The organism is Lolliginicoccus lacisalsi (assembly GCF_014841105.1).
GTDB classification, from domain to species: Bacteria; Actinomycetota; Actinomycetes; order Mycobacteriales; family Mycobacteriaceae; genus Lolliginicoccus; species Lolliginicoccus lacisalsi.
This window is the reverse complement of record NZ_JACYWE010000002.1, coordinates 419,031-442,868: the sequence shown is the minus strand read 5'-3', so window position 1 is coordinate 442,868 and position 23,838 is coordinate 419,031. Positions and strand designations below refer to the sequence as shown.

General features: G+C 69.3%; 26 protein-coding genes. 21 read left to right on the top strand and 5 right to left on the bottom strand.

Going from position 1 to position 23,838, the window contains the following annotated elements:
• The first annotated feature begins 70 nt into the window (after positions 1 to 70).
• The 6 genes from mshA (at position 71) to HT102_RS05540 (ending at position 6,621) form a co-directional block, all read left to right on the top strand.
• Positions 71 to 1,396: a D-inositol-3-phosphate glycosyltransferase gene (mshA, locus tag HT102_RS05565; RefSeq protein ID WP_192038460.1), complete on the top strand. Its 1,326-nt coding sequence runs from the start codon at positions 71 to 73 to the stop codon at positions 1,394 to 1,396.
• Between the two features lie 84 nt (positions 1,397 to 1,480).
• Positions 1,481 to 2,056, top strand: coding sequence for a type III secretion system chaperone family protein (locus HT102_RS05560; protein ID WP_192038386.1), 576 nt, complete (start codon positions 1,481 to 1,483; stop codon positions 2,054 to 2,056).
• Positions 2,057 to 2,143: 87 nt separating this feature from the next.
• Positions 2,144 to 3,733 carry an AMP-binding protein gene (locus HT102_RS05555; protein ID WP_192038385.1) on the top strand — a complete coding sequence of 530 codons (1,590 nt, stop codon included), beginning with the start codon at positions 2,144 to 2,146 and terminating at the stop codon, positions 3,731 to 3,733.
• Between the two features lie 58 nt (positions 3,734 to 3,791).
• Complete coding sequence (locus HT102_RS05550; protein ID WP_192038384.1) at positions 3,792 to 4,538, top strand: phosphoglyceromutase; 747 nt, start codon at positions 3,792 to 3,794, stop codon at positions 4,536 to 4,538.
• Between the two features lie 197 nt (positions 4,539 to 4,735).
• On the top strand, positions 4,736 to 5,938 hold the full coding sequence (locus HT102_RS05545) for a sensor histidine kinase (protein ID WP_192038383.1): 1,203 nt from the start codon (positions 4,736 to 4,738) through the stop codon (positions 5,936 to 5,938).
• On the top strand, positions 5,935 to 6,621 hold the full coding sequence (locus HT102_RS05540) for a response regulator transcription factor (RefSeq protein ID WP_192038382.1): 687 nt from the start codon (positions 5,935 to 5,937) through the stop codon (positions 6,619 to 6,621). Before HT102_RS05545 ends, HT102_RS05540 begins: the two co-directional genes overlap by 4 nt.
• Before the next feature lie 21 nt (positions 6,622 to 6,642).
• Here the strand turns inward: HT102_RS05540 and HT102_RS05535 are convergent, their stop codons facing one another.
• Complete coding sequence (locus tag HT102_RS05535; protein WP_225443235.1) at positions 6,643 to 7,551, bottom strand: hypothetical protein; 909 nt, start codon at positions 7,549 to 7,551, stop codon at positions 6,643 to 6,645.
• On the opposite strand from HT102_RS05535, the gene HT102_RS05530 reads away from it, so the two are divergent.
• The 7 genes from HT102_RS05530 (at position 7,510) to HT102_RS05500 (ending at position 13,462) form a co-directional block, all read left to right on the top strand.
• Entirely contained in the window at positions 7,510 to 8,457 is a 948-nt protein-coding gene (locus HT102_RS05530; RefSeq protein WP_192038381.1) for a Ppx/GppA phosphatase family protein, read from the top strand. The genes HT102_RS05535 and HT102_RS05530 overlap by 42 nt on opposite strands.
• Positions 8,454 to 9,353 carry a sugar phosphate isomerase/epimerase family protein gene (locus tag HT102_RS05525; RefSeq protein ID WP_333473297.1) on the top strand — a complete coding sequence of 300 codons (900 nt, stop codon included), beginning with the start codon at positions 8,454 to 8,456 and terminating at the stop codon, positions 9,351 to 9,353. Before HT102_RS05530 ends, HT102_RS05525 begins: the two co-directional genes overlap by 4 nt.
• Before the next feature lie 45 nt (positions 9,354 to 9,398).
• A complete protein-coding gene (proC, locus tag HT102_RS05520) occupies positions 9,399 to 10,235 on the top strand; it encodes a pyrroline-5-carboxylate reductase (protein ID WP_192038380.1) in 837 nt (278 codons plus the stop codon).
• 231 nt (positions 10,236 to 10,466) lie between these two features.
• A complete protein-coding gene (locus HT102_RS05515; RefSeq protein ID WP_192038457.1) occupies positions 10,467 to 10,652 on the top strand; it encodes a helix-turn-helix domain-containing protein in 186 nt (61 codons plus the stop codon).
• Positions 10,653 to 10,877: 225 nt separating this feature from the next.
• On the top strand, positions 10,878 to 10,979 hold the full coding sequence (locus HT102_RS05510; RefSeq protein ID WP_003402602.1) for a 30S ribosomal protein bS22: 102 nt from the start codon (positions 10,878 to 10,880) through the stop codon (positions 10,977 to 10,979).
• A 183-nt stretch (positions 10,980 to 11,162) separates the two neighbouring features.
• Entirely contained in the window at positions 11,163 to 12,317 is a 1,155-nt protein-coding gene (locus HT102_RS05505; protein ID WP_408611308.1) for an NAD-dependent epimerase/dehydratase family protein, read from the top strand.
• Positions 12,318 to 12,337: 20 nt separating this feature from the next.
• Complete coding sequence (locus tag HT102_RS05500) at positions 12,338 to 13,462, top strand: lysophospholipid acyltransferase family protein (RefSeq protein ID WP_192038378.1); 1,125 nt, start codon at positions 12,338 to 12,340, stop codon at positions 13,460 to 13,462.
• Positions 13,463 to 13,477: 15 nt separating this feature from the next.
• On the opposite strand, the gene HT102_RS05495 is transcribed toward HT102_RS05500, so the two are convergent.
• The gene (locus tag HT102_RS05495; RefSeq protein WP_192038456.1) at positions 13,478 to 14,389 is read right to left on the bottom strand and encodes an HAD family hydrolase; all 912 of its coding nucleotides are present in this window, start codon (positions 14,387 to 14,389) and stop codon (positions 13,478 to 13,480) included.
• Between the two features lie 210 nt (positions 14,390 to 14,599).
• On the opposite strand from HT102_RS05495, the gene HT102_RS05490 reads away from it, so the two are divergent.
• From HT102_RS05490 to HT102_RS05455, 8 genes are all read left to right on the top strand, one after another.
• Positions 14,600 to 14,836 (top strand): glutaredoxin family protein, encoded by a 237-nt coding sequence (locus HT102_RS05490; protein ID WP_192038455.1) that lies wholly within the window; start codon positions 14,600 to 14,602, stop codon positions 14,834 to 14,836.
• Between the two features lie 278 nt (positions 14,837 to 15,114).
• Positions 15,115 to 16,473 carry a glutamyl-tRNA reductase gene (locus HT102_RS05485; RefSeq protein ID WP_192038377.1) on the top strand — a complete coding sequence of 453 codons (1,359 nt, stop codon included), beginning with the start codon at positions 15,115 to 15,117 and terminating at the stop codon, positions 16,471 to 16,473.
• Positions 16,466 to 17,437 (top strand): hydroxymethylbilane synthase, encoded by a 972-nt coding sequence (gene hemC, locus HT102_RS05480; protein WP_192038376.1) that lies wholly within the window; start codon positions 16,466 to 16,468, stop codon positions 17,435 to 17,437. Before HT102_RS05485 ends, hemC begins: the two co-directional genes overlap by 8 nt.
• A 53-nt stretch (positions 17,438 to 17,490) precedes the next feature.
• Positions 17,491 to 19,053, top strand: a complete 1,563-nt coding sequence (locus HT102_RS05475) for a bifunctional uroporphyrinogen-III C-methyltransferase/uroporphyrinogen-III synthase (protein ID WP_192038375.1) — start codon at positions 17,491 to 17,493, stop codon at positions 19,051 to 19,053.
• Between the two features lie 62 nt (positions 19,054 to 19,115).
• On the top strand, positions 19,116 to 20,096 hold the full coding sequence (hemB, locus tag HT102_RS05470) for a porphobilinogen synthase (RefSeq protein WP_192038374.1): 981 nt from the start codon (positions 19,116 to 19,118) through the stop codon (positions 20,094 to 20,096).
• Positions 20,093 to 20,701: a hypothetical protein gene (locus HT102_RS05465; RefSeq protein ID WP_192038373.1), complete on the top strand. Its 609-nt coding sequence runs from the start codon at positions 20,093 to 20,095 to the stop codon at positions 20,699 to 20,701. The genes hemB and HT102_RS05465 overlap by 4 nt, the downstream gene beginning before the upstream one ends.
• The gene (locus HT102_RS05460) at positions 20,694 to 21,104 is read left to right on the top strand and encodes a hypothetical protein (protein WP_192038372.1); all 411 of its coding nucleotides are present in this window, start codon (positions 20,694 to 20,696) and stop codon (positions 21,102 to 21,104) included. The genes HT102_RS05465 and HT102_RS05460 overlap by 8 nt, the downstream gene beginning before the upstream one ends.
• Positions 21,101 to 21,553, top strand: a complete 453-nt coding sequence (locus HT102_RS05455; protein WP_192038371.1) for a hypothetical protein — start codon at positions 21,101 to 21,103, stop codon at positions 21,551 to 21,553. The genes HT102_RS05460 and HT102_RS05455 overlap by 4 nt, the downstream gene beginning before the upstream one ends.
• On the opposite strand, the gene HT102_RS05450 is transcribed toward HT102_RS05455, so the two are convergent.
• The 3 genes from HT102_RS05450 to HT102_RS05440 are packed head-to-tail and all read right to left on the bottom strand — an operon-like array spanning position 21,521 to position 23,827.
• On the bottom strand, positions 21,521 to 22,441 hold the full coding sequence (locus HT102_RS05450; RefSeq protein ID WP_192038370.1) for a 5-oxoprolinase subunit C family protein: 921 nt from the start codon (positions 22,439 to 22,441) through the stop codon (positions 21,521 to 21,523). The two genes, HT102_RS05455 and HT102_RS05450, sit on opposite strands and share 33 nt — an antisense overlap.
• Positions 22,438 to 23,088 (bottom strand): 5-oxoprolinase subunit B family protein, encoded by a 651-nt coding sequence (locus HT102_RS05445; protein ID WP_225443233.1) that lies wholly within the window; start codon positions 23,086 to 23,088, stop codon positions 22,438 to 22,440. The genes HT102_RS05450 and HT102_RS05445 overlap by 4 nt, the downstream gene beginning before the upstream one ends.
• Positions 23,069 to 23,827, bottom strand: coding sequence for a LamB/YcsF family protein (locus HT102_RS05440; RefSeq protein ID WP_192038369.1), 759 nt, complete (start codon positions 23,825 to 23,827; stop codon positions 23,069 to 23,071). Before HT102_RS05440 ends, HT102_RS05445 begins: the two co-directional genes overlap by 20 nt.
• Between the last annotated feature and the right edge of the window lie 11 nt (positions 23,828 to 23,838).

Here is a 23,838-nt window from a genome sequence, read left to right as displayed (position 1 = left end):
TCGAGTGGATTCTCGACGGGCAGGGCTCGATGGCGGCGAGCGATTATCGCGGGACACCGCCAGGGGAGCGGTGCCGCGACGCATCGCGGTGATCTCGGTGCACACCTCTCCGCTCGCGCAGCCCGGCACCGGCGATGCCGGCGGGATGAACGTGTATGTGCTGGAGACCTCGAAGGAGCTCGCGCGGCGCGGCATCGCGGTCGATATCTTCACCCGTGCCACCTCCTCGTCGGACCCGCACCTGGTGGAGGCCGCGCCCGGGGTGACGGTCCGCAACGTGGTGGCGGGACCTTTCGAGGGCCTCGGCAAGTCCGACCTGCCCAGCCAGATGTGCCCGTTCACCGCCGCGGTGCTCCGCGAGGAGGCAGCAAACGAGCCCGGCCATTTCGATCTGATCCATTCGCACTACTGGCTTTCTGGGCAGGTGGGCTGGCTGGCGCGGGACCGGTGGCGGGTGCCGCTGGTGCATACCGCGCACACCCTCGCGGCAGTGAAGAACGCGGCCCTGGCCGACGGGGACGCGCCCGAGCCGTGGTCGCGGCAGGCGGGGGAGCAGCAGCTCGTGGATGTCTCGGACCGGCTGGTGGGCAATACGATCGAGGAGTCGCGGCAGCTGCAGCGCTACTATGGCGCGCGCCCCGGCAAGATCGATATCGCCGCTCCGGGTGCTGATCTCGTTCGATACACGCCCGGCCCCGCTGGTGCTGCGCGTGATCGGCTCGGCATCGACCGGGGCGAGAAGGTCGTGGCGTTCGTGGGCCGGATCCAGCCGCTCAAGGCGCCCGACGTGCTGCTCCGCGCGGCCGCGGCGGTGCTGGCTGGCGACCGGTCGATGCCGGTGCGGGTGCTGATCGTGGGCGGGGCCTCGGGCAGCGGGCAGCATGGCTATGACCTCGTGGCGCTCGCGCGCGAGCTGGGGATCGAGGATCGCGTGACATTCCTGCCGCCGCAGCCGCCCGCTGAGCTGGCAGAGGTGTACCGGGCGGCGGACGTGGTGGCCGTGCCGAGCTATTCGGAGTCGTTCGGCCTGGTGGCGCTGGAGGCGCAGGCGTGCGGGACGCCGGTGATCGCGGCCGATGTGGGCGGGCTCGGCGTGGCCGTGGCGGACGGGGTGACGGGCGCGCTGGTGCCTGGGCATGGCGTGGCGGAATGGTCGGCGGCGCTGTCGCGGTTGCTCGCCGATGACGGGTCGCGCGCGCGCCTCGCGGCCGCGGCACCGCGCCACGCGGCAGGTTTCTCGTGGTCGCATACTGCCGATGCGCTCATCGATTGCTATCAGCGGGCCTTGCTCGAGCACGGTGGCCCTGGGATCTCGCCGCGGCGGGCGGGAGCTCCGGCGGAGCGTGTGCTGCGCCGCAAGCGAAACCGCGGTCGCATCGTGATCAGTGGCAGCTAGCGCCCCGCGGCGTTGCGTCATCGGTGACCCGTGGCACTCTGGTAGGTGGGGCGCGGTACCGATCGCACAAGGAGAGATCACCACATGTCTGATCAGATCGCACGATCGACGCAGGTCATCGAGGACACCCTGCGGGAGCGCGACCTTCCGGTGGAGCGGCGCGGGGAAGCGCACTTCGTCGTGGAGCTGCCTGGTACCAAGAAGCTGAAGACGGCGTGCCTGCTCACGCCGTCAGTGCATGGCGTCCGGATCGAGGCCTTCGTTTGCCGTCATCCGGACGAGAACGAGCCGGCGGTGCACCAGTACTTGTTGCAGCGCAACCGGCGGCTGTACGGGGTTGCCTACACGGTGGATCGCTCTGGCGATATCTACCTCGTGGGCCGCATGGCGCACCATGCCGTCACTCCGGAGGAGATCGACCGGCTCCTCGGGCAGGTGCTCGAGGCCGCTGATGGCGACTTCAATGTGCTGCTCGAGTTGGGCTTCATCACCGCGATCCGCCGCGAATGGCGCTGGCGCGTCTCGCGCGGGGAGTCGCTGGCCAACCTGCAGGCCTTCGAGCATCTGATCAGGGACGAGGATGTCGAGCCGCTCCCGGGCGAAGCGGCGGCCCCGACTTCGGCAGTGGGAGCCGCGGGCGAGCAACGGGCGAATTCCTGAGGCGTGCCGCGCTGGGCGCGTAGACCTCCTGCGGGGATGCGGCCGGTGATACCGTGATGCCGATCACCGTCTAGCGACAGGAGCATCATGAGCTTCCGTAGTCCTTTCCCTGACGTCGACATCCCCGATACCGGAATCTACGATTTCCTGTTCGGCAGCATCACGGACGCGGAGCTCGAGATCCCCGTGTTCATCGACGGGCCGTCCGGCCAGGTCACCACGTATGGCCAGTTGATCGCGCACATCAATGGCGTGGCCGGGGCGCTCGCGGCGCGGGGCGTGAAGCCCGGCGATGTGGTGGCCCTGCACTCGCCCAACGTGCCCGCTTTCGGTGCTGTGTTCCATGGCATCCTGCGGGCGGGCGCCACTGCCACGACGATCAACGCCCTCTACACCGCCGAGGACATCGCCAAGCAACTGCTCGACTCGGGCGCGGTGTTCCTGTTCACGGTGTCACCGCTGTTGCCGCAGGCGCGCGCGGGCGCCGAGCAGGCCGGGCTCGATGCCTCGCGCATCGTGGTGCTCGATGGCGCGGAGGGCTTCGCGTCGCTGCGGGACCTGCTCGGCGAGCTTGCCCCGGCGCCACGAGTGGAGATCGATCCGGCGGAGCATCTGGCGGTGCTGCCATACTCCTCGGGCACCACCGGCCGCCCCAAGGGAGTGATGCTGACCCATCGCAATCTCGTGGCGAACGTGTCGCAGGCGAGCGGGCTGCTCGGCGAGGGGCCGCAGCGCATCCTGGCGGTGCTGCCGTTCTTCCACATCTATGGCATGACAGTGCTGCTGAACCTGGCGCTGCGCAATCGCTCCACGCTGGTGACGATGCCGCGGTTCGATCTCGCGGAGTTCCTGCGGATCACCTCGGAGAACAAGTGCACGCAGATCTTCATCGCGCCGCCGATCGCGGTGGCCCTCGCCAAGCATCCCGCGGTGGACGAGGTGGACCTGTCGAGCGTGGAGCTCGTCTTCTCGGGCGCGGCGCCGCTGGACGCGAACCTGGGGCATGCCGTGGAGAAGCGGCTGGGCTGCATCGTGCGGCAGGGCTACGGGATGAGCGAGATGAGCCCGGTGAGCCAGTTGATCCCGCTCGATCGGGATGACGTGCCGCTGGATTCGGTGGGCTTCACGGTTCCGAACATGGAGTGCAAGCTCGTTGACCCGGCGAGCGGGGACGAGATGCCGGTTCCCGAGGAGGGCACGAGCGAGCCCGGCGAGCTGTGGTGCAAGGGGCCCAACATCATGAAGGGCTATCTCGGCAACGCCGAGGCGACCGCGGAGACCATCATGGACGATGGCTTCCTGCGCACCGGCGACATGGCGACGGTGAGCGCGGATGGCGTGGTCACGATCGTCGACCGGCTCAAGGAGCTCATCAAGTACAAGGGCTACCAGGTGCCGCCCGCCGAGCTCGAGGCGTTGCTGCTGACGCATCCGCAGATCGCCGATGCCGCGGTGATCGGTGTGATCGATGCGGAGGGCGAGGAAGTGCCCAAGGCCTATGTCGTCGCGCAGCAGGGCGCGGAGCTCACCGCGGACGCTGTGATGGAGTTCGTCGCGGAGAAGGTGTCGCCGCACAAGAAGGTCCGCGCGGTGGAGTTCATCGAGGCGGTGCCGAAGTCAGCCGCCGGCAAGATCCTCCGCAAGGACCTGCGCGCGCGGGAGGCCGAGGCGAGCTAGTGCCGCGAACTTCGATGACCCCGCGACCCGGGCGGGAGCGCCATGCAAGGATGAGGGAATGAGTATCGGAACCCTCGTGCTGCTGCGCCACGGCGAGAGCGAATGGAACGCGCTGAACCTGTTCACCGGCTGGGTGGATGTCCACCTCACCGAGAAGGGCATGGGCGAGGCAAAGCGGGCCGGCGAGCTCCTTGTCGACCATGGCGTTCTCCCGGACGTCCTCTACACGTCCCTGCTGCGTCGTGCTATCACCACCGCGAACGTCGCGCTCGATGCCGCGGACCGTCACTGGATCCCGGTGCATCGGGACTGGCGCCTCAACGAGCGCCACTACGGCGCTCTGCAGGGCAAGAACAAGGCCCAGGTGAAGGCCGAGTACGGCGAGGACCAGTTCATGGAGTGGCGGCGCAGCTATGACACCCCGCCGCCGCCCATCGAGGTGGGCAGCGAGTACAGCCAGGACCAGGATCCGCGGTATGCCGATCTCGAGGACGCGCCGCTCACCGAGTGCCTGCAGCATGTGGTCACGCGGCTCGTGCCGTACTGGGAGGCCACCATCGCGGCCGATCTCCGGGCGGGCAAGACCGTCATCGTCGCGGCGCACGGCAACTCGCTGCGGGCACTGGTCAAGCACCTTGATGGCGTCTCGGACACCGATATCGCGCAGCTGAACATCCCCACCGGCATCCCGCTGGTGTACCGGTTCGACGGCGAGGACCTCGCTCCCGCTAATCCCGGCGGTACCTATCTCGATCCCGAGGCCGCCGCAGCGGGCGCCGCCGCGGTAGCAGCCCAAGGCAAGTAATCACCGGGCACGTACTCACCGGGCTCCTCGGGCGGTGTGGCGCCGTGGCCCCGCCTGGCACCACACCACCCGAATGGGGCGAGCAACATTGCGCGATCGTGAACAGGAAAGGAATTTCCACCTCGTCGATTGTGACGTGCGTTGAATTCGCTCCACGATATTAGGGTGTTTGTTCATTCCTCCGTACCATTCGAGACGTGACGATCCTCCAGGCCGTGCTGCTCGCGCTCTGCGCCGCGGGCATTGGTGGAATTGCCGGGTCGCTTGTCAATGCCCGGTTGCAGCAGAGGGCCGTGGCGAGCCCGCACGAGCCCGAGACGCTGACTGTCTCGCAGGTCCTCGACCTCGTGGTCTCGTCCGCGCCGATCGGCATCGCCGTGGTTGACTCCCAGCAGCGCGTGGTGCTGTCCAACGTGCGCGTGGAGGAGCTCGGGGTGGTGCGCAACCATTTGCTCGATGATCGTGCGTGGGCGGCGGTCCAGCAGGTCATCGCGACCGGCGAGAGCGTGGATTTCGACATGTCCGCCAAGACGCGGCCCCTCGCGCGCCGGGCCGTGGCTGTTCGCGGCCGGGCCCACCTGCTGCATGCCGCCGAGCCGCGCATCGCGGTGGTCTACGCCGAGGACGATTCCGAGCAAGTCCGCATGGAGGCCACCCGGCGCGATTTCGTCGCCAACGTCAGCCATGAGCTCAAGACGCCGGTGGGGGCGATCAGCCTGCTCGCCGAGGCGCTGCTCGAGTCCACCGACGATCCCGAATCGGTGCAGCACTTCGGGGAGCGGATGCTGCACGAGTCCAACAGGCTCGGGAACATGGTCAGCGAGCTGATCGCGCTCTCGCGCTTGCAGGGCGCGGAGAAGCTCCCCGATCTCGAGGTCGTGGATGTCGACGAGATCGTCAAGGAGGCGCTCGAGCGGGCGGCGGTATCCGCGGAGGCCGCCGATATCACCATCACCACGGACTTCCCGAGCGGGCTCGAGGTCCTGGGCGATCGCACGCTGCTCGTGACGGCGCTGTCGAACTTGTTGTCCAATGCCATCTCGTACTCGCCGTCCAATACGCCGGTGACGATCAGCCGGAACATGCGCGACGGCAATGTCGAGATCAGTGTCACCGACCGGGGGATAGGCATCGCGCCGGAGTACCACGAGCGCGTGTTCGAGCGATTCTTCCGGGTGGACAAGGCTCGCTCGCGGGCGACCGGGGGCACCGGGCTCGGTCTCGCTATCGTCAAGCATGTCGCGGCCAACCACAATGGCTCGATCCGGATGTGGAGCCGACCGGGCACGGGGTCGACGTTCACCCTGGTGCTTCCCGCCTATGTCGAATCCGATGATGCAACCGAACCGCTTGCTGCTGGGAAAGGCCCAGCGGATCTGAGAGAGGAATCACGCCGGTGACAAGAGTGCTGATCGTGGAAGACGAGGAATCGCTGGCCGATCCGCTCGCGTTCCTGCTCCGGAAGGAAGGGTTCGAGGTCACGATCGCCACGGACGGTCCCGCCGCGCTGGACACCTTCGATGACGACGGGGCGGACATCGTCCTGCTCGACATCATGCTGCCGGGCATGAGCGGCACCGAGGTCTGCAAGCAGCTACGGTCGCGGTCGGCGGTGCCGGTGATCATGGTGACCGCGCGCGACAGCGAGATCGACAAGGTCGTGGGCCTCGAGATCGGTGCCGATGACTACGTGACCAAGCCGTACTCCTCGCGCGAGCTGATCGCCCGCATCCGCGCCGTCCTGCGCCGTGGTGCGGAGCCGGAGGCCGAGCTGGCCTCGGATACAGTCCTGGAGGCCGGGCCGGTGCGCATGGATGTCGAGCGGCATATCGTGCAGGTCAGCGGTGACACCATCACGCTGCCGCTCAAGGAGTTCGACCTCCTTGAGTACCTGCTGCGCAACAGCGGCCGGGTGCTCACGAGGGGCCAGCTCATTGATCGGGTCTGGGGCGCCGACTACGTCGGCGACACCAAGACCCTCGATGTGCACGTCAAGCGGCTGCGGTCGAAGATCGAGCAGGATCCCGCGAAGCCGCGCCACCTCGTCACCGTGCGCGGCCTCGGCTACAAGCTCGAGCCCTAGCGCGGCGCGCCGCCAGCGCGATCAGCTATCCGCGGCTTCCCCGGCACGGGCGGTCGCGGGATGCACGGCGATCAGCCCGAGCCCCTCGCGGCGGCGGCACATCGTCGCGAGCGCCTCGTAGGCGTCGTCGCCGATGAGTGCCCGCAGCTCGGCGGACATCGACCGCCACACCGCCTCGGAGCCGATGTGCGCGTCCGGGGACGAGGTGCACCACCAGGTCAGGTCGGCACCACCGGGGCCCCAGCCGCGCCGGTCGTACTCGGTGATCGTGGTGCGAAGGATCTGTTCCCCATCGGGCCGCTCCACCCACTCCTGCGTGCGCCGGATGGGGAGCTGCCAGCACACGTCCGGCTTGACGGCCACGAGTTCCTCGCCGGTGCGCAGGGCCATGTGGTGCAGCGCGCACCCCACGCCACCGGCGAATCCTGGTCGATTGAGGAAGATGCACGCGCCATCGTGCCGTCGGGTGCGCAGCGCCTCCTCCCCGTCGAGCTCATCGAGCTCGTAGATGTCGAGCTCCCCGGAACCTGGATGGTGCGCCTCGGCCATCAGTTCCCAATCGTCCTCGGTGAGGTGGCGCGCCGCCGCGGCCACGCGGTCCCGGTCCTCATCGTCGGCGAGGAACGCGCCGTGGCTGCAGCAGCCGTCGGCGCCGCGCCCCTCGATGATCCCCTGGCAGCTCGGGGTGCCAAAGACGCACGTCCAGCGAGACAGCAGCCAGGTGAGGTCCGCGGCGATGACATGCTCGGGATTGCCCGGATCAGTGAGCTCGATCCACTCGCGCGGGAAATCGGGCTCCACCTCCGCGGCGGGCGGGAGGGGCGCGGCGTTGGCCGAAGTGTTGGGCTGGTGCACAAGGCTCGACGGTAGCGGTCTAACGTGGAGGATGTGCGCCTTGGGGTCCTGGATGTCGGAAGCAACACGGTTCATCTGCTGATGGTGGATGCACACCGGGGTGGTCACCCAACCCCGATGAGCTCCACGAAGGCAGCCTTGCGCCTTGCCGAGCAGATCGACAAGAACGGCGATCTGACGAGGAAGTGCGCCGACAGCCTGGTCGAGACGATCGCGGAGTTCTCCGGCATCGCGCGATCCTCGGGCTGCGAGGAGATGATGGCTTTCGCCACCTCGGCGGTGCGCGACGCCGGCAACTCCGACGCCGTGCTCGCGCGCGTGCTCGACGAGACCGGCGTGACGCTGGAGGTCCTGCCCGGCGAGGACGAGGCCCGGCTGACGTTCCTCGCGGTGCGCCGCTGGTTCGGCTGGAGCGCGGGCCGGATCCTCAACCTGGATATCGGCGGCGGCTCGCTAGAGATCTGCAGCGGCATCGACGAGGATCCCGACGTTGCTCTCTCGCTGCAGCTCGGAGCAGGCAGGCTGACGCGGGAGTGGATGCCGGAGGCCCCGCCGGACCGGCGCCGGATCGCGGTGCTGCGCGACTGGCTCGACGCCGAGCTGGCCGATGCGGCCAAGCAGGTCAAGGGGTCGGGCAAGGCAGACCTGACGGTGGCGACGTCGAAGACTTTCCGCTCGCTCGCCCGGCTCACCGGTGCGGCGCCCTCCTCGGCGGGGCCGCGCGTGCGTCGTACCCTCACCGCGACGGGGCTGCGGCAGATCATCGCGTTCATCTCCCGCATGACCGCCTCGGACAGGGCGGAGCTCGAGGGCGTGAGCTCGGACCGGGCCTCGCAGATCGTCGCGGGCGCCCTCGTCGCCGAGGCGAGCATGCGGGCGCTCGATGTGGAGAGCGTGGACATCTGCCCGTGGGCGTTGCGGGAGGGGCTCATCCTGCGCAAGCTCGATACCGACCTCGGCCATGGAACGAAAGGCGAGTGAGCACCGTGAGTAGTCGGCACAAGGTCCGGGTCGGTCTGTCCACGGCATCGGTGTATCCGCAGAACACCGAGGCAGGGTTCCGCTACGCCGCCGAGACCGGCTACGACGGCGTCGAGGTCATGGTGTGGATGGAGGCATCCAGCCAGGACCGGGCCGCGCTGGCCACGCTCTCGCGCAAGTACAGCGTGCCGATCCTGTCGGTGCATGCGCCGTGCCTGCTGATCTCCCAGCGCGTGTGGGGGAGCGATCCGGTGGCCAAGCTGGATCGCTCCGCGCAGCTTGCCTCCGACCTGGGCGCGGAGACCGTGGTGGTGCATCCGCCGTTCCGCTGGCAGCGCCGCTACGCGGAGGGCTTTGCCGAGCAGACCTGGAACCTGGAGCGCACCACGGGCGTGAACCTCGCGGTGGAGAACATGTTCCCGATGCGCGCCGACCGCTTGTTCGGGCGCAAGGAGCGTTCCGCGGCCCGCATGCGTGACCGCGGCGGCCCGGGCCGTGGGCTCACGGCGTTCGCGCCGTCCTTCGACCCCACCGATATCGACCACCCCCACTACACGCTCGACCTGTCGCACACCGCGACGGCGGGCACGGACGCGATGGAGCTCGCGGGCCGCATGGGCGAGCGGCTGGCGCACATCCACCTCGCGGACGGGCGCGGAGCCTCCATCGATGAGCACCTGCTGCCCGGGCATGGCACCCAGCCGTGCGCCGAGCTATGCCAGCAGCTCGCCGCGCAGCGCTTCGCCGGGCAGGTGATCCTGGAGATCTCCACGAAGCACGCGCGCACCGTCCCGGAGCGCTCGCTCCTGCTCGCCGAGGCCTTGCAATTCGCTCGCAAGCATCTCGATCCCGCCCACGAGGCAGCTATGCAGGAGAAGCCCTCGGGGAACCTGTGACCGTGGTGCTCGCATCGGTCGGCTGATCGTGGCACGCTACTCGGCATGGCGAGCATTGCAGTACTAGGCGGTGGCCGGATCGGCGAGGCATTCCTCGCGGGATCGTTGTCGTCGGGAGTGGACCCCCGGGATGTCGTGGTGTCCGAGAAGTCGGAGAAGAGGGCGAGGGAGCTCAGTCGGCGGTATGGGGTGCGCTCCATGTCGGTGCGCGACGCGGGCGAGGAGGCGAGCACCTTGGTGATCGCCGTCAAGCCGGGTGACGCGGAGGGCGTGGTTGCTGCTCTCGTGGACGTGATCGAGGTCAGCGAGAAGGACAAGCTGGTCGTGTCGCTGGCGGCCGGGCTGACGACGGAGTGGTTCGAGTCGCAGCTGCCTGCTGGCACGGCCGTTGTGCGGGTGATGCCCAATACGCCAATGCTGGTCAACAAGGGCATGTGCGTGGTCGCGGGGGGCCGCTACGCCACCGAGGAGCACCTGGCCGCGGTGTCCACGATGCTCGAGCCGGTGGGCCGGGTGCTGGTGATGCCCGAGTCATCGATGGACGCGGTCACCGCGGTATCGGGATCCGGCCCCGCGTACTTCTTCCTCATGGTCGAGGCAATGGTCGACGCTGCGGTGACGATGGGGCTGCCGCGACCTGCTGCTCTCGAGCTCGTCGTGCAGACGATGGTGGGCGCGGGAGAGATGCTGGTCGGCGAGGAGGAGCGTGGGGGCGCGCTGCCGCTGTCGGTGGCCTCGGACCTGCGCTACGCGGTGACCTCCCCGGGCGGCACGACTGCCGCAGCGCTCGCTGAGCTCGAGCGGCAGGGGTTCCGGGGCGCGGTGCTCGATGCCCTCGGAGCAGCGCGCGCACGCTCGGTGGAGCTCGGGAAGCGCGGTTGAGCGCTGGGGCTGCAGGACGGGGCGCTGAGGGTCCGTTTTGTGCCCTATTTGGGCCCACTCGTCGCATCAGGCACACGTGTCCCGGTAAGCTCGGGGGGACACGCGCGTGTCAACACTGCCGGAGGGGAAGCCGGTGGCGCGCAGCGTGCCGGAGGTGAAACCAGTATGGCCACAGATATGCCGCCCGCGGAGCCCGCGGGACCAGGGCGTGATGAGAACGTGACCCAATCGATGTTCGGCTCGACGCAGTTCCTCACGGTCGCCGAGGTCGCCACGCTCATGCGTGTCTCCAAGATGACGGTCTACCGGCTCGTGCATAGCGGCGAGCTGCCCGCTGTGCGGGTCGGGCGGTCTTTCCGGGTCCACGCGAAGGCTGTCCATGACTACCTGCAGACCGCGTACTTCGATGTGAGCTGATTGCCCGTGCGGGCGGGAAATCGCCCTGGGACCCGCTCGGTTACCAGGTCGCGGTGGATGACCGGTAATATGGTCCTTCGGCGCGTCGGCTGTCGTGCGATCAATGCCGGGTGATGTGCAGCTGGTGCTTATCCGGCTTCCAGCCCGCGTCCTGGTCGGCAGGCGGCGTGATGCGTGCCAAGGCCTATCAAGAGAATTCGTCAAGCAGAACTAAGGGGCACCCATATGGGCTCAGTGATCAAGAAGCGGCGCAAGCGCATGTCGAAGAAGAAGCACCGGAAGCTTCTTCGTCGCACCCGGGTGCAGCGCAGAAAACTTGGCAAGTAGCGGGGGCTAGACCGTTGCCTCCTGAACGGTCTAGTATCACCGCAAGCTGATCGATGCCCAACGTGCCCGCCACGATCATGACGTGGTGGGCACGGGTTTTTTCGGCATCGATCCGGACATGATGCGGTCGCGGTCCCGCAGCGGGATTGTTGACGTCCTCGATCGCGCACTAGGGTAGGAATGGTGAGCACGAAAGTGGAGGAGCAGCAGGTCGTGGCGGAGAACCGTGACGATGGATCCCCCACGGATGCCGTCGGGAGCAACGAGCCCGGCCGGGATGACGCGGGGGCCAAGCCATCTGATGCGCCGCGCGTCGTGCTGGTCACCGGTGCCAGCCGGTTCCTCGGCGGGTTCCTCACCGCCCGGCTCGCTCAGAATCCCGACATCGAGCGGGTCATCGCGGTCGATGCGATACCGCCATCCAAGGACATGCGCCGCCGCATGGGGCGTGCCGACTTCGTCCGCGCGGACATCCGAAATCCACTCATCGCCAAGGTCGTGCGCAACGCCGAGGTCGATACCGTCGTTCATCTCTCCATGGCCTCGCACCCCTCGCGCAGCGGTGGCCGCGCGGCCACCAAGGAGATGAACGTCATCGGCGCGATGCAGTTGCTCGCCGCGTGCCAGAAGTCTGATCACGTGCAGCGCGTGATCCTCAAGTCCTCCTGGTCCATCTATGGATCGAGTGCCAAGGATCCGGCGATGTTCACCGAGGAGATGAGTGCCCGCAAGCCGCCGAAGGGCGGATTCGCGCGCGACTGCCTCGACGTCGAGGGCTATACCCGTTCGCTCGGCCGCCGCCGCCCCGACATCGCCACGACGATCCTCCGGCTCGCGCCGATCATCGGGCCCCGGCTCGAGACCGATCTGACGAGCTACCTGCTGCAGCCCATCGTGCCCACGATCCTCGGACGGGATCCGCGCCTGCAGATGCTCCACGAGGAGGATGCGCTCGCCGCGTTCGAGCGCGCCACGGTCGCCGGTTCGCCTGGCACCTACAACATCGCCGCGGATGGCGTCATTGCCCTGTCGCAGGCCATCCGGCGCGCCGGGGGCGTCCAGGCGCCCCTCGTGCCGCCGATGTTCCCCCTCGTCTCCAGCCTCCAGAAGCGGCTGGGCATGCACGACTACGCGGGAGACCAGCGCGACTACCTGGTCTTTGGCTGCGGGCTCGACACCTTGCGCATGCGCGAGAAGCTCGGATTCCATCCACGGTGGACGACCATGCAGGCATTCGACGATTTCCTCCGCAGCCGGAAGTCGTCCCGGATCATCGATCCGGAGTCCGTCCGTCGGCTCGAATCGAAGGTTGTCGCCGCGGCAGCGCGGTGGGCATGACGCAAAGGGAGAGCACAGGCATGGCCAAGGTGATTCCGCTCCACGGTGATGCGTTCCAGCGCCGAGCCGCTGGGGCCGCCGCAGCGCACGACGCCCCCGGCAACGACCTCATCCAGCAGCATCCGCCGGTGCCGTCCGAGGACACCGATGACGAGGCGACGGCCGGCCAGGAGGAGGCGGCGGGGACTGACCTCACCGCCGAGGAGTTCGACGATCCACGTGCCGCGGGCGATCCCGGAGCAGACGCCGAGGACACCGGGCACTTCGCGCTGCCGATCCCACTGCCGCTCGGTGGATTCCGCAACAAGATCGCTATGCAGGTATCGGACACCGCCGCGTTCCTGCGCCGCCGCATCACGGGCGACTACGAGATCGATGAGTTCGGCTACGACGAGCACCTCAACGACAATGTGCTGCTGCCCCTGCTGCGCCCCATGTACGACAAGTGGTTCCGCGTCGATGTCACCGGCATCGAGAACCTGCCCGAGAAGGGTGCCGCGCTCATCGTTGCCAACCACGCGGGCGTGGTGCCCATCGACGGGCTGATGACCTCGGTGGCGGTGCACGATCGGACCCCCGGCCATCGACCCATGCGGATGCTCGCCGCCGACCTGGTGTTCGACATGCCCGGTGTCTCCAGCGTCGCCCGCAAAGCCGGGCATACGCTCGCCTGCAACCCCGACGCCGAGCGCCTGCTCCGCAATGGCGAGCTCACCGCGGTCTTCCCCGAGGGATTCAAGGGCGTTGGCAAGCCCTACTCCGACCGGTACAAGCTGCAGCGCTTCGGCCGCGGCGGGTTTGTCTCCGCCGCGCTGCGGACGGGCGCGCCGATCATCCCGTGCTCCATCGTGGGCTCCGAGGAGATCTACCCGAAGATCGGCGACTTCAAGACCCTCGCGCGGCTCCTCGGCCTGCCGTACTTCCCGATCACCCCACTGTTCCCGCTGCTCGGCCCCGTCGGCATGATCCCGCTGCCCACCAAGTGGCACATCGTGTTCGGCGAGCCCATCGATACCTCGGAGTATGACTGCGCCGCCGCGGAGGATCCGATGGTGGTCTTCGACCTGACCGACCAGGTGCGCGAGACCATCCAGCAGACCCTTTACCGGGTGCTCGCCAACCGGCGCAACATCTTCCTCGGGTAGCTGGCGCTCGCGGCCTCAGCGCTCGGCGCGGCGGCTCGCGATCGCAGCGATGGTGCCGCCGAGGGCTCCGAGGGCGAGCGCGGTCGGGATGCCAACCTTCGCTGCCTTGCGGCCCGTGCGGAAGTCGCGGATCTCCCAGCTCCGGTCCCGCGCGACGACGCGCAGGTCCGAGTCCGGGTTGATGGCGACGGCCGTGCCGACGGCAGTGAGCATGGGAAGGTCGTTGAAGCTGTCCGAGTAGGCCGTGCAGCGGCGCAGGTTCAGTCCCTCGCGCGCGGCGAGGCCGCGGATCGCGTGCGCCTTGCCGCGGCCGTGCAGCAGGTCGCCGACGAGCCTGCCGGTGAACTTGCCGTCCTTGCTCTCGAGCACGGTGCCCAGCGCTCCGGTCAGGCCGAGCCGCTTGGCGATCACCTGCGCGAGCTCCACCGGCGTGGCGGTGACCAGCCATACCTGCTGCCCAGCGTCGAGGTGCATCTGCGCGAGAGCGCGGGTGCCAGGCCAGATCTTGTCGGCGATGAGCTCGTCGTAGATCTCCTCGCCGAGCTGGGTGAACTCGGCTGTGGAGCGGCCGGCGATGAAGGACAGGGCTTTTTCCTTGCCGCTCGCCACGTCGCGGCTGTTCTCCTTGCCGGTGATCCGGAACTTCAGCTGGGTCCAGCCGGCCGCGGCCATATCGCGCACGGAGATGTAGTTGCGGGAAGCGAGGCCCCGGATGAAGTGGATGGAGGATGCGCCAGCGACCATGGTGTTGTCGACGTCGAAGAACGCTGCGGCGGTGAGGTCGCGGGGGACGGCGCGGTCGCGGGCGTCGTGGGCTGCCTCGTAGAGCGCGTGGGCCATTTCGGCACTAGCCTCGCCCGCGATGTTGAGGCGCTTCTCGGCGATGCTCATGCCGAATGGGCGGTGCGCCTCCCACCGGCTCCGCATCCAATCCGAGCCAGTGCTGAAGAACCCTGTACGGTCCGGCACGTCCCAACCTCCCGATTCGCAGCCTTGCCCATCAGACTAGACGCCTCCACAGTGCCACACACGCCAAAGGCAGCGTGAGGCACGGGGGCTCAGCGGGCAGCCTATGCTCGAGGCGTGGGCATTGAGGATTCCGGGGCAGGTGGAACGGCGGGGGAGCGGTCGGTGGTGATGCTGCTCGGCCGGGCGGGGTGCTCGGCGTGCGTGGCGGCCAGGGCCGCGCTCGAGGAGGTGCTCGAGCCGCTCGGGCTGGCTTTCGAGGAGGTCGACGTCGATGAGGCCGCGGCGCGGGATCCCGAGCTGCGCGAGGAGTACGGGGATCGCGTGCCGGTGGTCCTCCTCAATGGCGTGGAACACAGTTACGGCGAGGTGGATGTGGACCGACTCCGCGCCGACCTGGTGATGTGAGGGTACCCTCAATCGATTGGGGCTGGTCAGGGCGCTTCGCTGACTTGGAAACGGCGATCATCAACCGTTACCGTTAGACAAACAGTGCGACGGGTTTACTGTGGTTAACAGGATATCCACTGGCTGGCAAGGAGCCTTCGAAGTGAGGGAACAGATCACCCACTGGCAGCGTGCGCGCCACCAGGGCGAGGGAACATCGCGAGCGTTCCCACCACTCGACGGCACCAGTGTGTGGACTGCGGGTCCAGGCTCCCGGAACGCGGACCGGTGATGCTGCCGTGAGTATCCTGCTCCTCGGGGTGTCCCACCACAGCGCCCCCGTGCCCATTCTCGAGCGAGTCGCGTTCGCCGAGGCTGACCGCCCCAAGATGCTCGACGCCATCATGTCATCGCCGCACGTCTCCGAGGCGATGGTCATCTCCACCTGCAACCGCGTGGAGATCTACGCCGTGGTCGACGCCTTCCACGGCGGGCTCAACGACGTCACCACCCTGCTTTCCGAGCACTCCGGGCTAGACATCAATGTCCTCTCGCGCCACGCCTACGTGCACTACAGCGAAGCAGCAGTGGAGCATCTGTTCGCCGTGGCCAGCGGGCTCGACTCGATCGTCGTCGGCGAGCAGCAGATCCTCGGCCAGGTTCGCACCGCCTACGCGGAGTCCGACGAGTACCAGGCCGCGGGCAGGGTCGTCCATGAGCTCGCGCAGCACGCCCTGCGCGTGGGCAAGCGCGTCCACACCGAGACAGGCATCGATTCCGCGGGAGCCTCCGTGGTGTCCGTGGCGCTCGACCGGGCACAGAAGATCCACGGCAGCCTCGCGGGCCGCAGCGCCGCTGTCATTGGCGCGGGCGCCATGGCTGGCCTCGCTGTCGCGCACCTCTCCCGGGCCGGCATCACCCGCCTCGACATCGTCAACCGCACGCTCGACAAGGCATCGAACCTCGCCGCGACAGCACGCGAGAACGGGGTCGAGGCCAGCGCCTCCGACCTGTCCGGGCTCGTCGACGCCATCGCGTCGGCCGATGTGCTGGTGACCTGCACGGGCGCGGTGGGCGCGGTCGTCGAGCTCGCCGACGCCCATCAGGCGATGGCCCGCCGCATGGACCGCGAGCTCGTCATCTGTGATCTCGGGCTACCGCGCGACGTCGAGCCCGCCATCGCTGGCCTGCCCCACGTCCACCTGCTCGATATGGAGACCCTGCGGCGCGATCCCGGTGCCGGGGCGGCGGTCGGCGACGCGGAGGCCGCGCACACCATCGTGGCCGATGAGCTCGCCACCTACCTCGGCAACCAGCGGCTCGCCCAGGTGACCCCCACCGTGACCGCGCTGCGCCGCCGCGCCGCCGAGGTCGTGGAGGCAGCGCTGATGCGCCTTGACTCGAAGCTTCCCGCCCTCGAGGATGCCCACCGCGCCGAGATCGCCAACACGGTGCGCCGCGTCGTCGACAAGCTGCTCCACGCCCCCACCGTGCGCGTCAAGCAGCTCGCGTCCTCGCCCGAGGGGGGCAACTATGCCGAGGCGCTGCGGGAGCTGTTCGAGCTGGCGCCCGCCACCACGGCCGCGGTGACCGCCACGGCGCACGAGATCCCCCCGGCAGCTCTCGGGCAAGCGGCACGGAGCCTCGACGATGAGTGAACCGCATCGGCCGCTCCGCATCGGGACCCGGGGCAGCATCCTCGCCCTCACCCAGGCCGGTACCGTTCGTGATGCCCTGATCGCTGCCGGGCACCCCGCCGAGCTCGTGGTCGTTCGCACCGCCGGGGATGCCTCCGCGGAACCCGTGGAGAAGATCGGCGTCGGCGTGTTCACCGCGGCCGTGCGCGACGCGCTCGCTGCCGACGAGGTCGATGTCGCCGTCCACTCCTACAAGGACCTCCCGACCGCAGCCGACCCCCGGTTCGTCATCGCAGCGGTGCCCCCGCGCGAGGATCCCCGCGACGCCCTGGTCTCGCGGGACAACCTCGTGCTGGGCGAGCTGCCGCCGGGCTCGCGGATCGGTACCTCCGCCCCGCGGCGGGCATCCCAGCTCCGCGCGCTGGGCCTTGGTCTCGAGATCGTCCCGCTGCGTGGCAACATCGACACCCGCATCGGCCGTGTGACCTCGGGCGAGCTCGACGCGGTCGTGCTGGCACGTGCTGGCATCGCGCGCGTTGATCGCCTCGGCGAGGTCTCGGAGTCGCTCGACCCGGTGCAGATGCTGCCAGCGCCCGCGCAGGGAGCCCTGGCCGTGGAGTGCCGCAGCAGCGACACCGACATCATCGCCGCGGTCGCCGGGCAGGATGACGCGGACTCCCGCGCCACCGTCGCCGCCGAGCGCGCGCTGCTCGCGGAGCTCGAGGCGGGCTGCACCGCTCCCGTCGGCGCGCTCGCCGTGATCGCCGAATCGCTCGACGATGATGGCAACACCCACCTGGAGCTATTCCTGCGCGCCTGCGTGGTCGCGCTCGACGGTTCCGAGGTGATCCGTTCGTCGCGAACTGGGGCTTTGCACAAAGCCGCGGAAACCGGCCAGGAACTCGCCCGCGAACTGCTTGACTTAGGCGCACGGGACCTCATGCCTGCCACGCGGGAGGCGGATCCTGATCCGCCCGGGCAGTGATCCCCGCAGCCAGCCCCGTGACACACCATTGCGACCTGACTGGAGTTTCGCCGATGAGCCGAGCACGCAAGAGCACACCTGGCCGGATCCTCTTTGTCGGATCCGGGCCAGGCGACCCGGCTCTGTTGACCCTGCGCGCGAAGCAGGTGCTCGAATCCACAGCGGTCGCCTTCGTCGATGCTGACGTGAGCGAGGCCGTGGTCGGTCTCGTCGGCGAATGCCTCTGCGCCGGCGCCGAGGATTCGCCAGCCACCGAGGTCAAGCCAGCCCTCGGCGAGCCCTCCGAGGTGGCTCGCACGCTCGTCGCCGAGGCCCGCAAGGGGCACGATGTGGTGCGGCTCGTGGCGGGCGACCCCATGACCACCGATTCCGTGCTCGCCGAGATCACTGCGGTGGCGCGCACCCAGGTGCAGTTCGAGGTCGTGCCGGGCCTCGCTCCAGGCTGTGTCGTTCCCGCGTACGCCGGCATGCCGCTGGGCGCCGGGCACACCGAGGCAGACGTGCGCTGCAACGTCGACTGGTCCGCGCTCGCCGCCGCCCCGGGCCCGCTGGTGCTCCACGCCACGGCCAGCCATCTCGCCGAGGTGGCCAGCGCGCTCGTCGAGCACGGCCTCGCGCCCCAGACCCCCGCGGCCATCACCATCAGCGGCACCACCTGCAAGCATCGGACCATCGAGGCCACCCTCGCCACTCTCAACACGGCGGGCACGGACCTGCAAGGCGCCCTGATCGTCACCGTCGGCAAGGTCGTCGCGGCCCGCGGCAAGATGTCCTGGTGGGAGACCCGCGACCTGTATGGCTGGACCGTCCTCGTGCCGCGCACCAAGCATCAGGCGGGGGAGATGAGCGAGCGGCTCGTCGACTTCGGCGCCATCCCGATCGAGGTGCCTACGATCTCGGTGGAGCCCCCGCGCAGTCCCGCCCAGATGGAGCGCGCCGTCAAGGGCCTCGTCGATGGCCGGTACCAGTGGGTCGTCTTCACCTCCACCAACGCGGTCAAGGCGGTGTGGGAGAAGTTCGAGGAGTTCGGGCTCGACGCCCGGGCATTCTCCGGAGTCAAGATCGCCTGCGTGGGCGAGGCTACCGCCGAGAAGGTGCGCGCCTTCGGCATCACCCCCGAACTCGTTCCATCCGGCGAGCAGTCGAGCCTCGGCCTTCTCGCGGACTTCCCGCCCTACGACGACGTGCTCGATCCCGTGGACCGGGTGCTGCTCCCGCGCGCCGACATCGCCACGGAGACCCTCGCCGAGGGCCTGCGCGAGCGCGGCTGGGAGATCGACGATGTCACCGCCTACCGCACCGTCCGTGCCGCCCCGCCTTCCGCGGAGATCCGCGAGATGATCAAGACCGGTGGATTCGACGCGGTGCTGTTCACATCCTCCTCCACCGTCCGCAACCTCGTCGGCATCGCCGGCAAGCCGCACCAGCGCACCATCGTGGCCTGCATCGGCCCGAAGACGGCGGAGACCGCGATCGAGTTCGGGCTGCGCGTGGACGTTCAGCCGGAGACCGCGCAGGTCGGCGCCCTCGTTGATGCGCTTGCCGCCCACGCGTCCTACTTGCGTGCCGAGGGGCTGCTGCCGCCGCCGCGCAAGAGGTCCCGCGCGCGCCGCTGATGTAGGCTGCTGACGATCGGGCGGCCTCCCGTCCTGCGACCCTCGATGCCGAGGAAAGGCTGATGTATCCCACGGACCGTCCGCGGCGACTGCGGACCACCCCTGCCCTGCGCCGGCTCGTTGCCGAGCATGACGTGGCCCCGCGCCAGCTGGTGCTGCCCATGTTTGTCGCCGACGGGCTGGCCGAGCCGCGCCCCATCGCGTCGATGCCAGGCGTGGTGCAGCACACCCTGGAGACCGCGCGCCGCGCCGCCGAGGACGCCACCGAGGCAGGAGTGGGCGGCATCATGCTCTTCGGGGTTCCCGAGCCCGCGGCCAAGGACGCTGACGGCAGCGCCGGATGCGACCCCAGCGGCATCCTCAACCGATCCCTGCGCCAGCTGCGCGCCGACCTCGGCGACAGCACCGTCCTCATGGCCGACACGTGCCTCGACGAGTTCACCGATCATGGCCACTGCGGGGTGCTCGACGAGCAGGGGCGCGTCGACAACGATGCCACGCTCGAGCACTACGCCCGGCTCGCCGTCGCCCAGGCCAGTGCCGGGGCGCACGTCGTCTCGCCCAGCGGCATGATGGATGGCCAGGTCGGCCGGATCCGTGGCGCGCTCGACGACGCGGGCCACGCCGATGTCGCCATCCTCGCGTACTCGGCCAAGTACGCATCAGCCCTGTACGGTCCGTTCCGCGAGGCGGTCGGCTCCTCCCTCAAGGGCACTCGGGCAAGCTACCAGCAGGACCCCGCGAACGCGCGCGAGTCACTCCGGGAGGTCACCCTCGATCTCGCCGAGGGCGCCGACATGGTGATGGTCAAGCCCGCGATGATGTACCTCGATATCATTCGCGATGTCGCCGCGGCCTCGACGGTTCCCGTGGCCGCGTACCAGGTCTCGGGCGAGTACTCGATGATCAGCGCCGCCGCCGAGCGGGGCTGGATCGACCTCGACAGGGCCATCCTCGAATCGTTGCTCAGCATCCACCGCGCGGGCGCCGGGATCATCCTCACCTATTGGGCCGCCGACGCCGCGAGGATGCTGTGGCAATGACCCACGATCCCTCCCCGCCACCACCGGACCGCGATCCCTGGAAGGCTCCGCCCCCGCGCGCGAAGAGCCCGGGATCTCCCGGCAAGCCACGCCGCAAGCCCAGCGGCAAGCGGCGCGTGCCCCCGCACGATGTCGTCACCGCGTACCACCTGTGGCTGGTCATCATCCTGCTCGGCGCGCTCGCCATCCCTTTCCGCATGGCCCGCATGGCGCAGGATCTCGACACCCTCGCCGAGCAGTTGCTCGAGCAAACGGAGCAGCAGTCCGCGGACATCGAGCTCACCCTCGAGCAGGCCCGCGTGCTCGCCGGGGTGACCATTGGCATCCTGGGGCTGGCCTTGCTGCTCCTGCTGGGCATCATCCTCCTCGCAGCGCGCGCGATGCTGCGGGGCAAGCAGTGGGGCCGCGTCGGGCTGTCCGCGCTCGCGATAGTCCTCGTCGTCCTCGCCATACCGGTCTTCTTCGTCTCGAGCGGCGAGGGCATCCTCCTGTTCATCGATTCGGGGATCACCGTGGTGCAAGCAGTGTTCGGGGTGGGCGCGATCATCGCGATGCACCGGGGCGAGTCCACCCGTTACTTCCTCGGGGAGGACATCCATGACTGAGCAGCCCGTCCGCCCCACCGTCGTGACGGCCGCCTACTGGTTGTGGTTCGCCGGGTCCGCGGTGCTCCTGCTGATGGGCCTCGCCTGGCTGTTCGTTGACATCGAGACGCTGCGCAGCGAGCAGCCCGAGCTGCAGGACCCGGGCAGGCTGCGCGACCTGCTTCGCATGTTCGGTGGCATCGCTCTCGCTGCCGGGGTGTTCATTGCCTACGTTGCCGGGCGGGTCCGCAAGGGCGAGCCACGGTTCCGCCGGGCCCTGGTCGCTTTCTCCATCATGATCATCCTCTACCAGGCCGCCACGTTCCCCCTCGCCGGGATGTTCGCGCTGCTGGTGATCGTGCCCCTCGCCGCGGCCTGCTACCTCGTGTACCGGCCCAGCGCGCGGACCTGGTTTCCGGAATGACGAGCCCGGCACTCCCGTTCGAGGAGCAGGGCGCGCGCTGGCGGACCCTGCTGGTCGTGCCGGTTGGATGCCTGGTCGGCATATTCGTCGAGGCATTCCTGCCCGGCCCCGTCCACTGGCTTGCCTGGGGAATCGCGGCGGTGCTGGTGGCTCTGGTCCTCGCGTGGCAGATCGCCGCCGCCCGCGCGCACGTCAGCGTGTACTGCGACGAGTGGGTGCTGCGGCAAGGCACCGAGACCATCGGCATCGACACCATCGCGGAAGTACTGCCGCCCGCATCCGGCTACGAGGAGCCCGACTGGTGGGCGGCGCGCGCCCTCGGCGAGCTCCCCACGGTGCCGAGGCGCCGAGCGGGGATCGGGCTGCGGCTGAGCGACGGCAGCACGGTGCAAGCGTGGGCGCGCGATGATGACGCGCTACGGCGCGTGCTCGACGAGCTCGTCGCCTGAGCTGCCGGACTGGTGCTGCCGCCCAGCCACGGCGCGGAAAAGTACCTGGTCACCGGGGCGCAATTGGCCCACCGCATCACTATCGATGACCACTCCAATGACGGGGTACCCGCCGGTGACGGGGTGGTCCCGCAGGAAAACCACCGGCTTGCCGGAGGGCGGCACCTGGATCGCCCCGGGCACCATGCCCTCGCTGGGAATCTCCTGCTCACCGGCACGCTCGAGGGGGCGCGGACCGGCCAGCCGCACGCCCACCCTGCTCGCCTCGTCAGTCACCTCGAACATGCTGCCGCACAGCAGGGTCCAGGCCTCCGGGGCGAACCAGTCATGGCGCGGTCCACGCAGCACCGGCAGCTCCACGGGACCGGCACGGGGCGGGACGATCAAGGGCGGCAGGGACGTCGCCGCCGGCCAGCGATCGCGCCCCTCGCCGAGCTCGAGCAGGTCCCCGGGCTGGAGCGGCGGAGGGCCGAGACCGGAGAGCGTATCGGTGCTGCAACTGCCGAGCGCGCGGTCACCGCGGAACCCGCCTCGTGCCGCGAGGTAGGAACGGCATCCCGCCACGGGGGCCTCGACCGCGAGATGATCGCCAGGCTCGAGCCACAGCAGGTGGTGCGCCGCATGCGCCCTCCCGTTGATGCGTATCGCTGCCGCCGCGCCGGTGACCGCGCAGCACACGGCGTGGAGCGCGCGGGCCTCGAAGCCGCCGAGGGTGATCTCGATGCACGGCATGCCAGGCTGGTTGCCGACGAGGCGGTTCGCGGCCCGGTAGGCGCCCAGGTCCGCGGCGCCCGACCACGTGACTCCCTGCGCGGCATAGCCGGGCCGTCCCTCATCCTCGAGCAGCGCGAGCGGGCCCGTGGCGGTGATCTCGAGCACCGCGGTCATGGCGCGGCCTCCTCGAACCGCACGCGCATGCCGGGGCGAAGCAGGGCCGGTGGATCGCGGTCGGCGTCCCACAGGACCGCGTCGGTGGTGCCGATGAGGTGCCATCCGCCGGGGGAGGAGCGGGGGTAGATGCCGCTGAACTGCCCGGCGAGGCCTACGCTGCCAGCGGGCACCCGGGTGCGGGGGGAGGCGCGGCGCGGCACGGTGAGCGTGTTGTCCTCGTGGGTGAGGTAGGCGAAACCCGGGGCGAACCCACCGAACGCCACGAGCCAGGGCTGGCCGGTGTGGGCGGCGATGATCTCGTCGCGGTCGAGGCCGGTGTGCTGGGCGACATCGGGCAGATCAGGCCCGTCGTAGCGGACGGTGATCGTGATCGTGGTGGTCTCGCGGGGCCCGCTCGCCGCGGGGGAGAGGCCGTCGAGCAACGCGCTGATGCGCGCTCGTGGCAGCGGCATCCCGGGCACGGCGCGCACGAGCAGGGTCGTGGCGGCGGGCACGAGGTCGGCCACGCCCGGAAGCCTGGCCTCGCGCAGCTCCTCGTAGGCGGCATGCACGGTGGCCAGGCTCGCGAGCTCGATGAGGAGCCCGTCGGGGCCCATCCCGAGGAAGCGGGGCGTGGCCCTCGTGTCAGCAGAACGGTCGTACATCGATGCCCTGCCCGGAGAGCGCCTCGCGCACCGCGCGGGCGATGCCGACCGCGCCGGGGGTATCGCCGTGCACGCAGAGCGATTCCGCGCTGATGGCGACGGCCTTGCCGTTGATGCTGGTGATGGTGCCTTCGTGGACGAGCTGGAGGGCGCGATCGGCGATGGCGCCGGGATCGTGCAGCACGGATCCCTCCTCCCGCCGCGAGACGAGCGTGCCGTCATCGTGGTAGGCGCGATCGGCGAAGGCCTCGCTGACGGTGCGCAGCCCCACGGAGCGCGCATGCTCGTGCAGCGCGGACCCGGGCAGGCACAGCACGATCAGGCCCGGATCGTAGCGGGCGACGGCCGCGATCACGGCGCGCGCCTGCTCCTCGTGGTGGACCACCGCGTTATAGAGCGCGCCGTGCGGCTTGACGTAGCGGATTCGGCTACCGGATGCGCGGGCGAGACCATCGAGGGCGCCGAGCTGGGAGAGCACGTCAGCCTCGAGGTCGGGGGGCGCGATATCGATGAACCGCCGGCCGACCCCGGCGAGGTCGGGGTAGCTGACCTGGGCGCCGATGGTGACCCCGCCCGCGGCTGCGGCGGTGCAGGTGTCGAGGAGGGTGCGGGGATCGCCGGCGTGGAAGCCGCAGGCGATATTGGCGCTGGTGACCACGCCGAGCATGGCGGAGTCGTCACCGATGGTCCAGGTGCCGTAGCTCTCGCCGAGGTCGCAATTGAGGTCGATCGCGGGCATGCCTCTACCGT

Coding starts and splice junctions, on each gene's coding strand:
- HT102_RS05560 (WP_192038386.1), top strand. CDS start 1,481: ATGTCTGATCAGATCGCACGATCGACGCAGGTCATCGAGGACACCCTG.
- HT102_RS05555 (WP_192038385.1), top strand. CDS start 2,144: ATGAGCTTCCGTAGTCCTTTCCCTGACGTCGACATCCCCGATACCGGA.
- HT102_RS05550 (WP_192038384.1), top strand. CDS start 3,792: ATGAGTATCGGAACCCTCGTGCTGCTGCGCCACGGCGAGAGCGAATGG.
- HT102_RS05535 (WP_225443235.1), bottom strand. CDS start 7,551: ATGAACCGTGTTGCTTCCGACATCCAGGACCCCAAGGCGCACATCCTC.
- proC (WP_192038380.1), top strand. CDS start 9,399: ATGGCGAGCATTGCAGTACTAGGCGGTGGCCGGATCGGCGAGGCATTC.
- HT102_RS05515 (WP_192038457.1), top strand. CDS start 10,467: ATGTTCGGCTCGACGCAGTTCCTCACGGTCGCCGAGGTCGCCACGCTC.
- HT102_RS05510 (WP_003402602.1), top strand. CDS start 10,878: ATGGGCTCAGTGATCAAGAAGCGGCGCAAGCGCATGTCGAAGAAGAAG.
- HT102_RS05500 (WP_192038378.1), top strand. CDS start 12,338: ATGGCCAAGGTGATTCCGCTCCACGGTGATGCGTTCCAGCGCCGAGCC.
- HT102_RS05495 (WP_192038456.1), bottom strand. CDS start 14,389: ATGCGGAGCCGGTGGGAGGCGCACCGCCCATTCGGCATGAGCATCGCC.
- HT102_RS05490 (WP_192038455.1), top strand. CDS start 14,600: ATGCTGCTCGGCCGGGCGGGGTGCTCGGCGTGCGTGGCGGCCAGGGCC.
- hemC (WP_192038376.1), top strand. CDS start 16,466: ATGAGTGAACCGCATCGGCCGCTCCGCATCGGGACCCGGGGCAGCATC.
- HT102_RS05475 (WP_192038375.1), top strand. CDS start 17,491: ATGAGCCGAGCACGCAAGAGCACACCTGGCCGGATCCTCTTTGTCGGA.
- hemB (WP_192038374.1), top strand. CDS start 19,116: ATGTATCCCACGGACCGTCCGCGGCGACTGCGGACCACCCCTGCCCTG.
- HT102_RS05465 (WP_192038373.1), top strand. CDS start 20,093: ATGACCCACGATCCCTCCCCGCCACCACCGGACCGCGATCCCTGGAAG.
- HT102_RS05460 (WP_192038372.1), top strand. CDS start 20,694: ATGACTGAGCAGCCCGTCCGCCCCACCGTCGTGACGGCCGCCTACTGG.
- HT102_RS05455 (WP_192038371.1), top strand. CDS start 21,101: ATGACGAGCCCGGCACTCCCGTTCGAGGAGCAGGGCGCGCGCTGGCGG.
- HT102_RS05450 (WP_192038370.1), bottom strand. CDS start 22,441: ATGACCGCGGTGCTCGAGATCACCGCCACGGGCCCGCTCGCGCTGCTC.
- HT102_RS05445 (WP_225443233.1), bottom strand. CDS start 23,088: ATGTACGACCGTTCTGCTGACACGAGGGCCACGCCCCGCTTCCTCGGG.
- HT102_RS05440 (WP_192038369.1), bottom strand. CDS start 23,827: ATGCCCGCGATCGACCTCAATTGCGACCTCGGCGAGAGCTACGGCACC.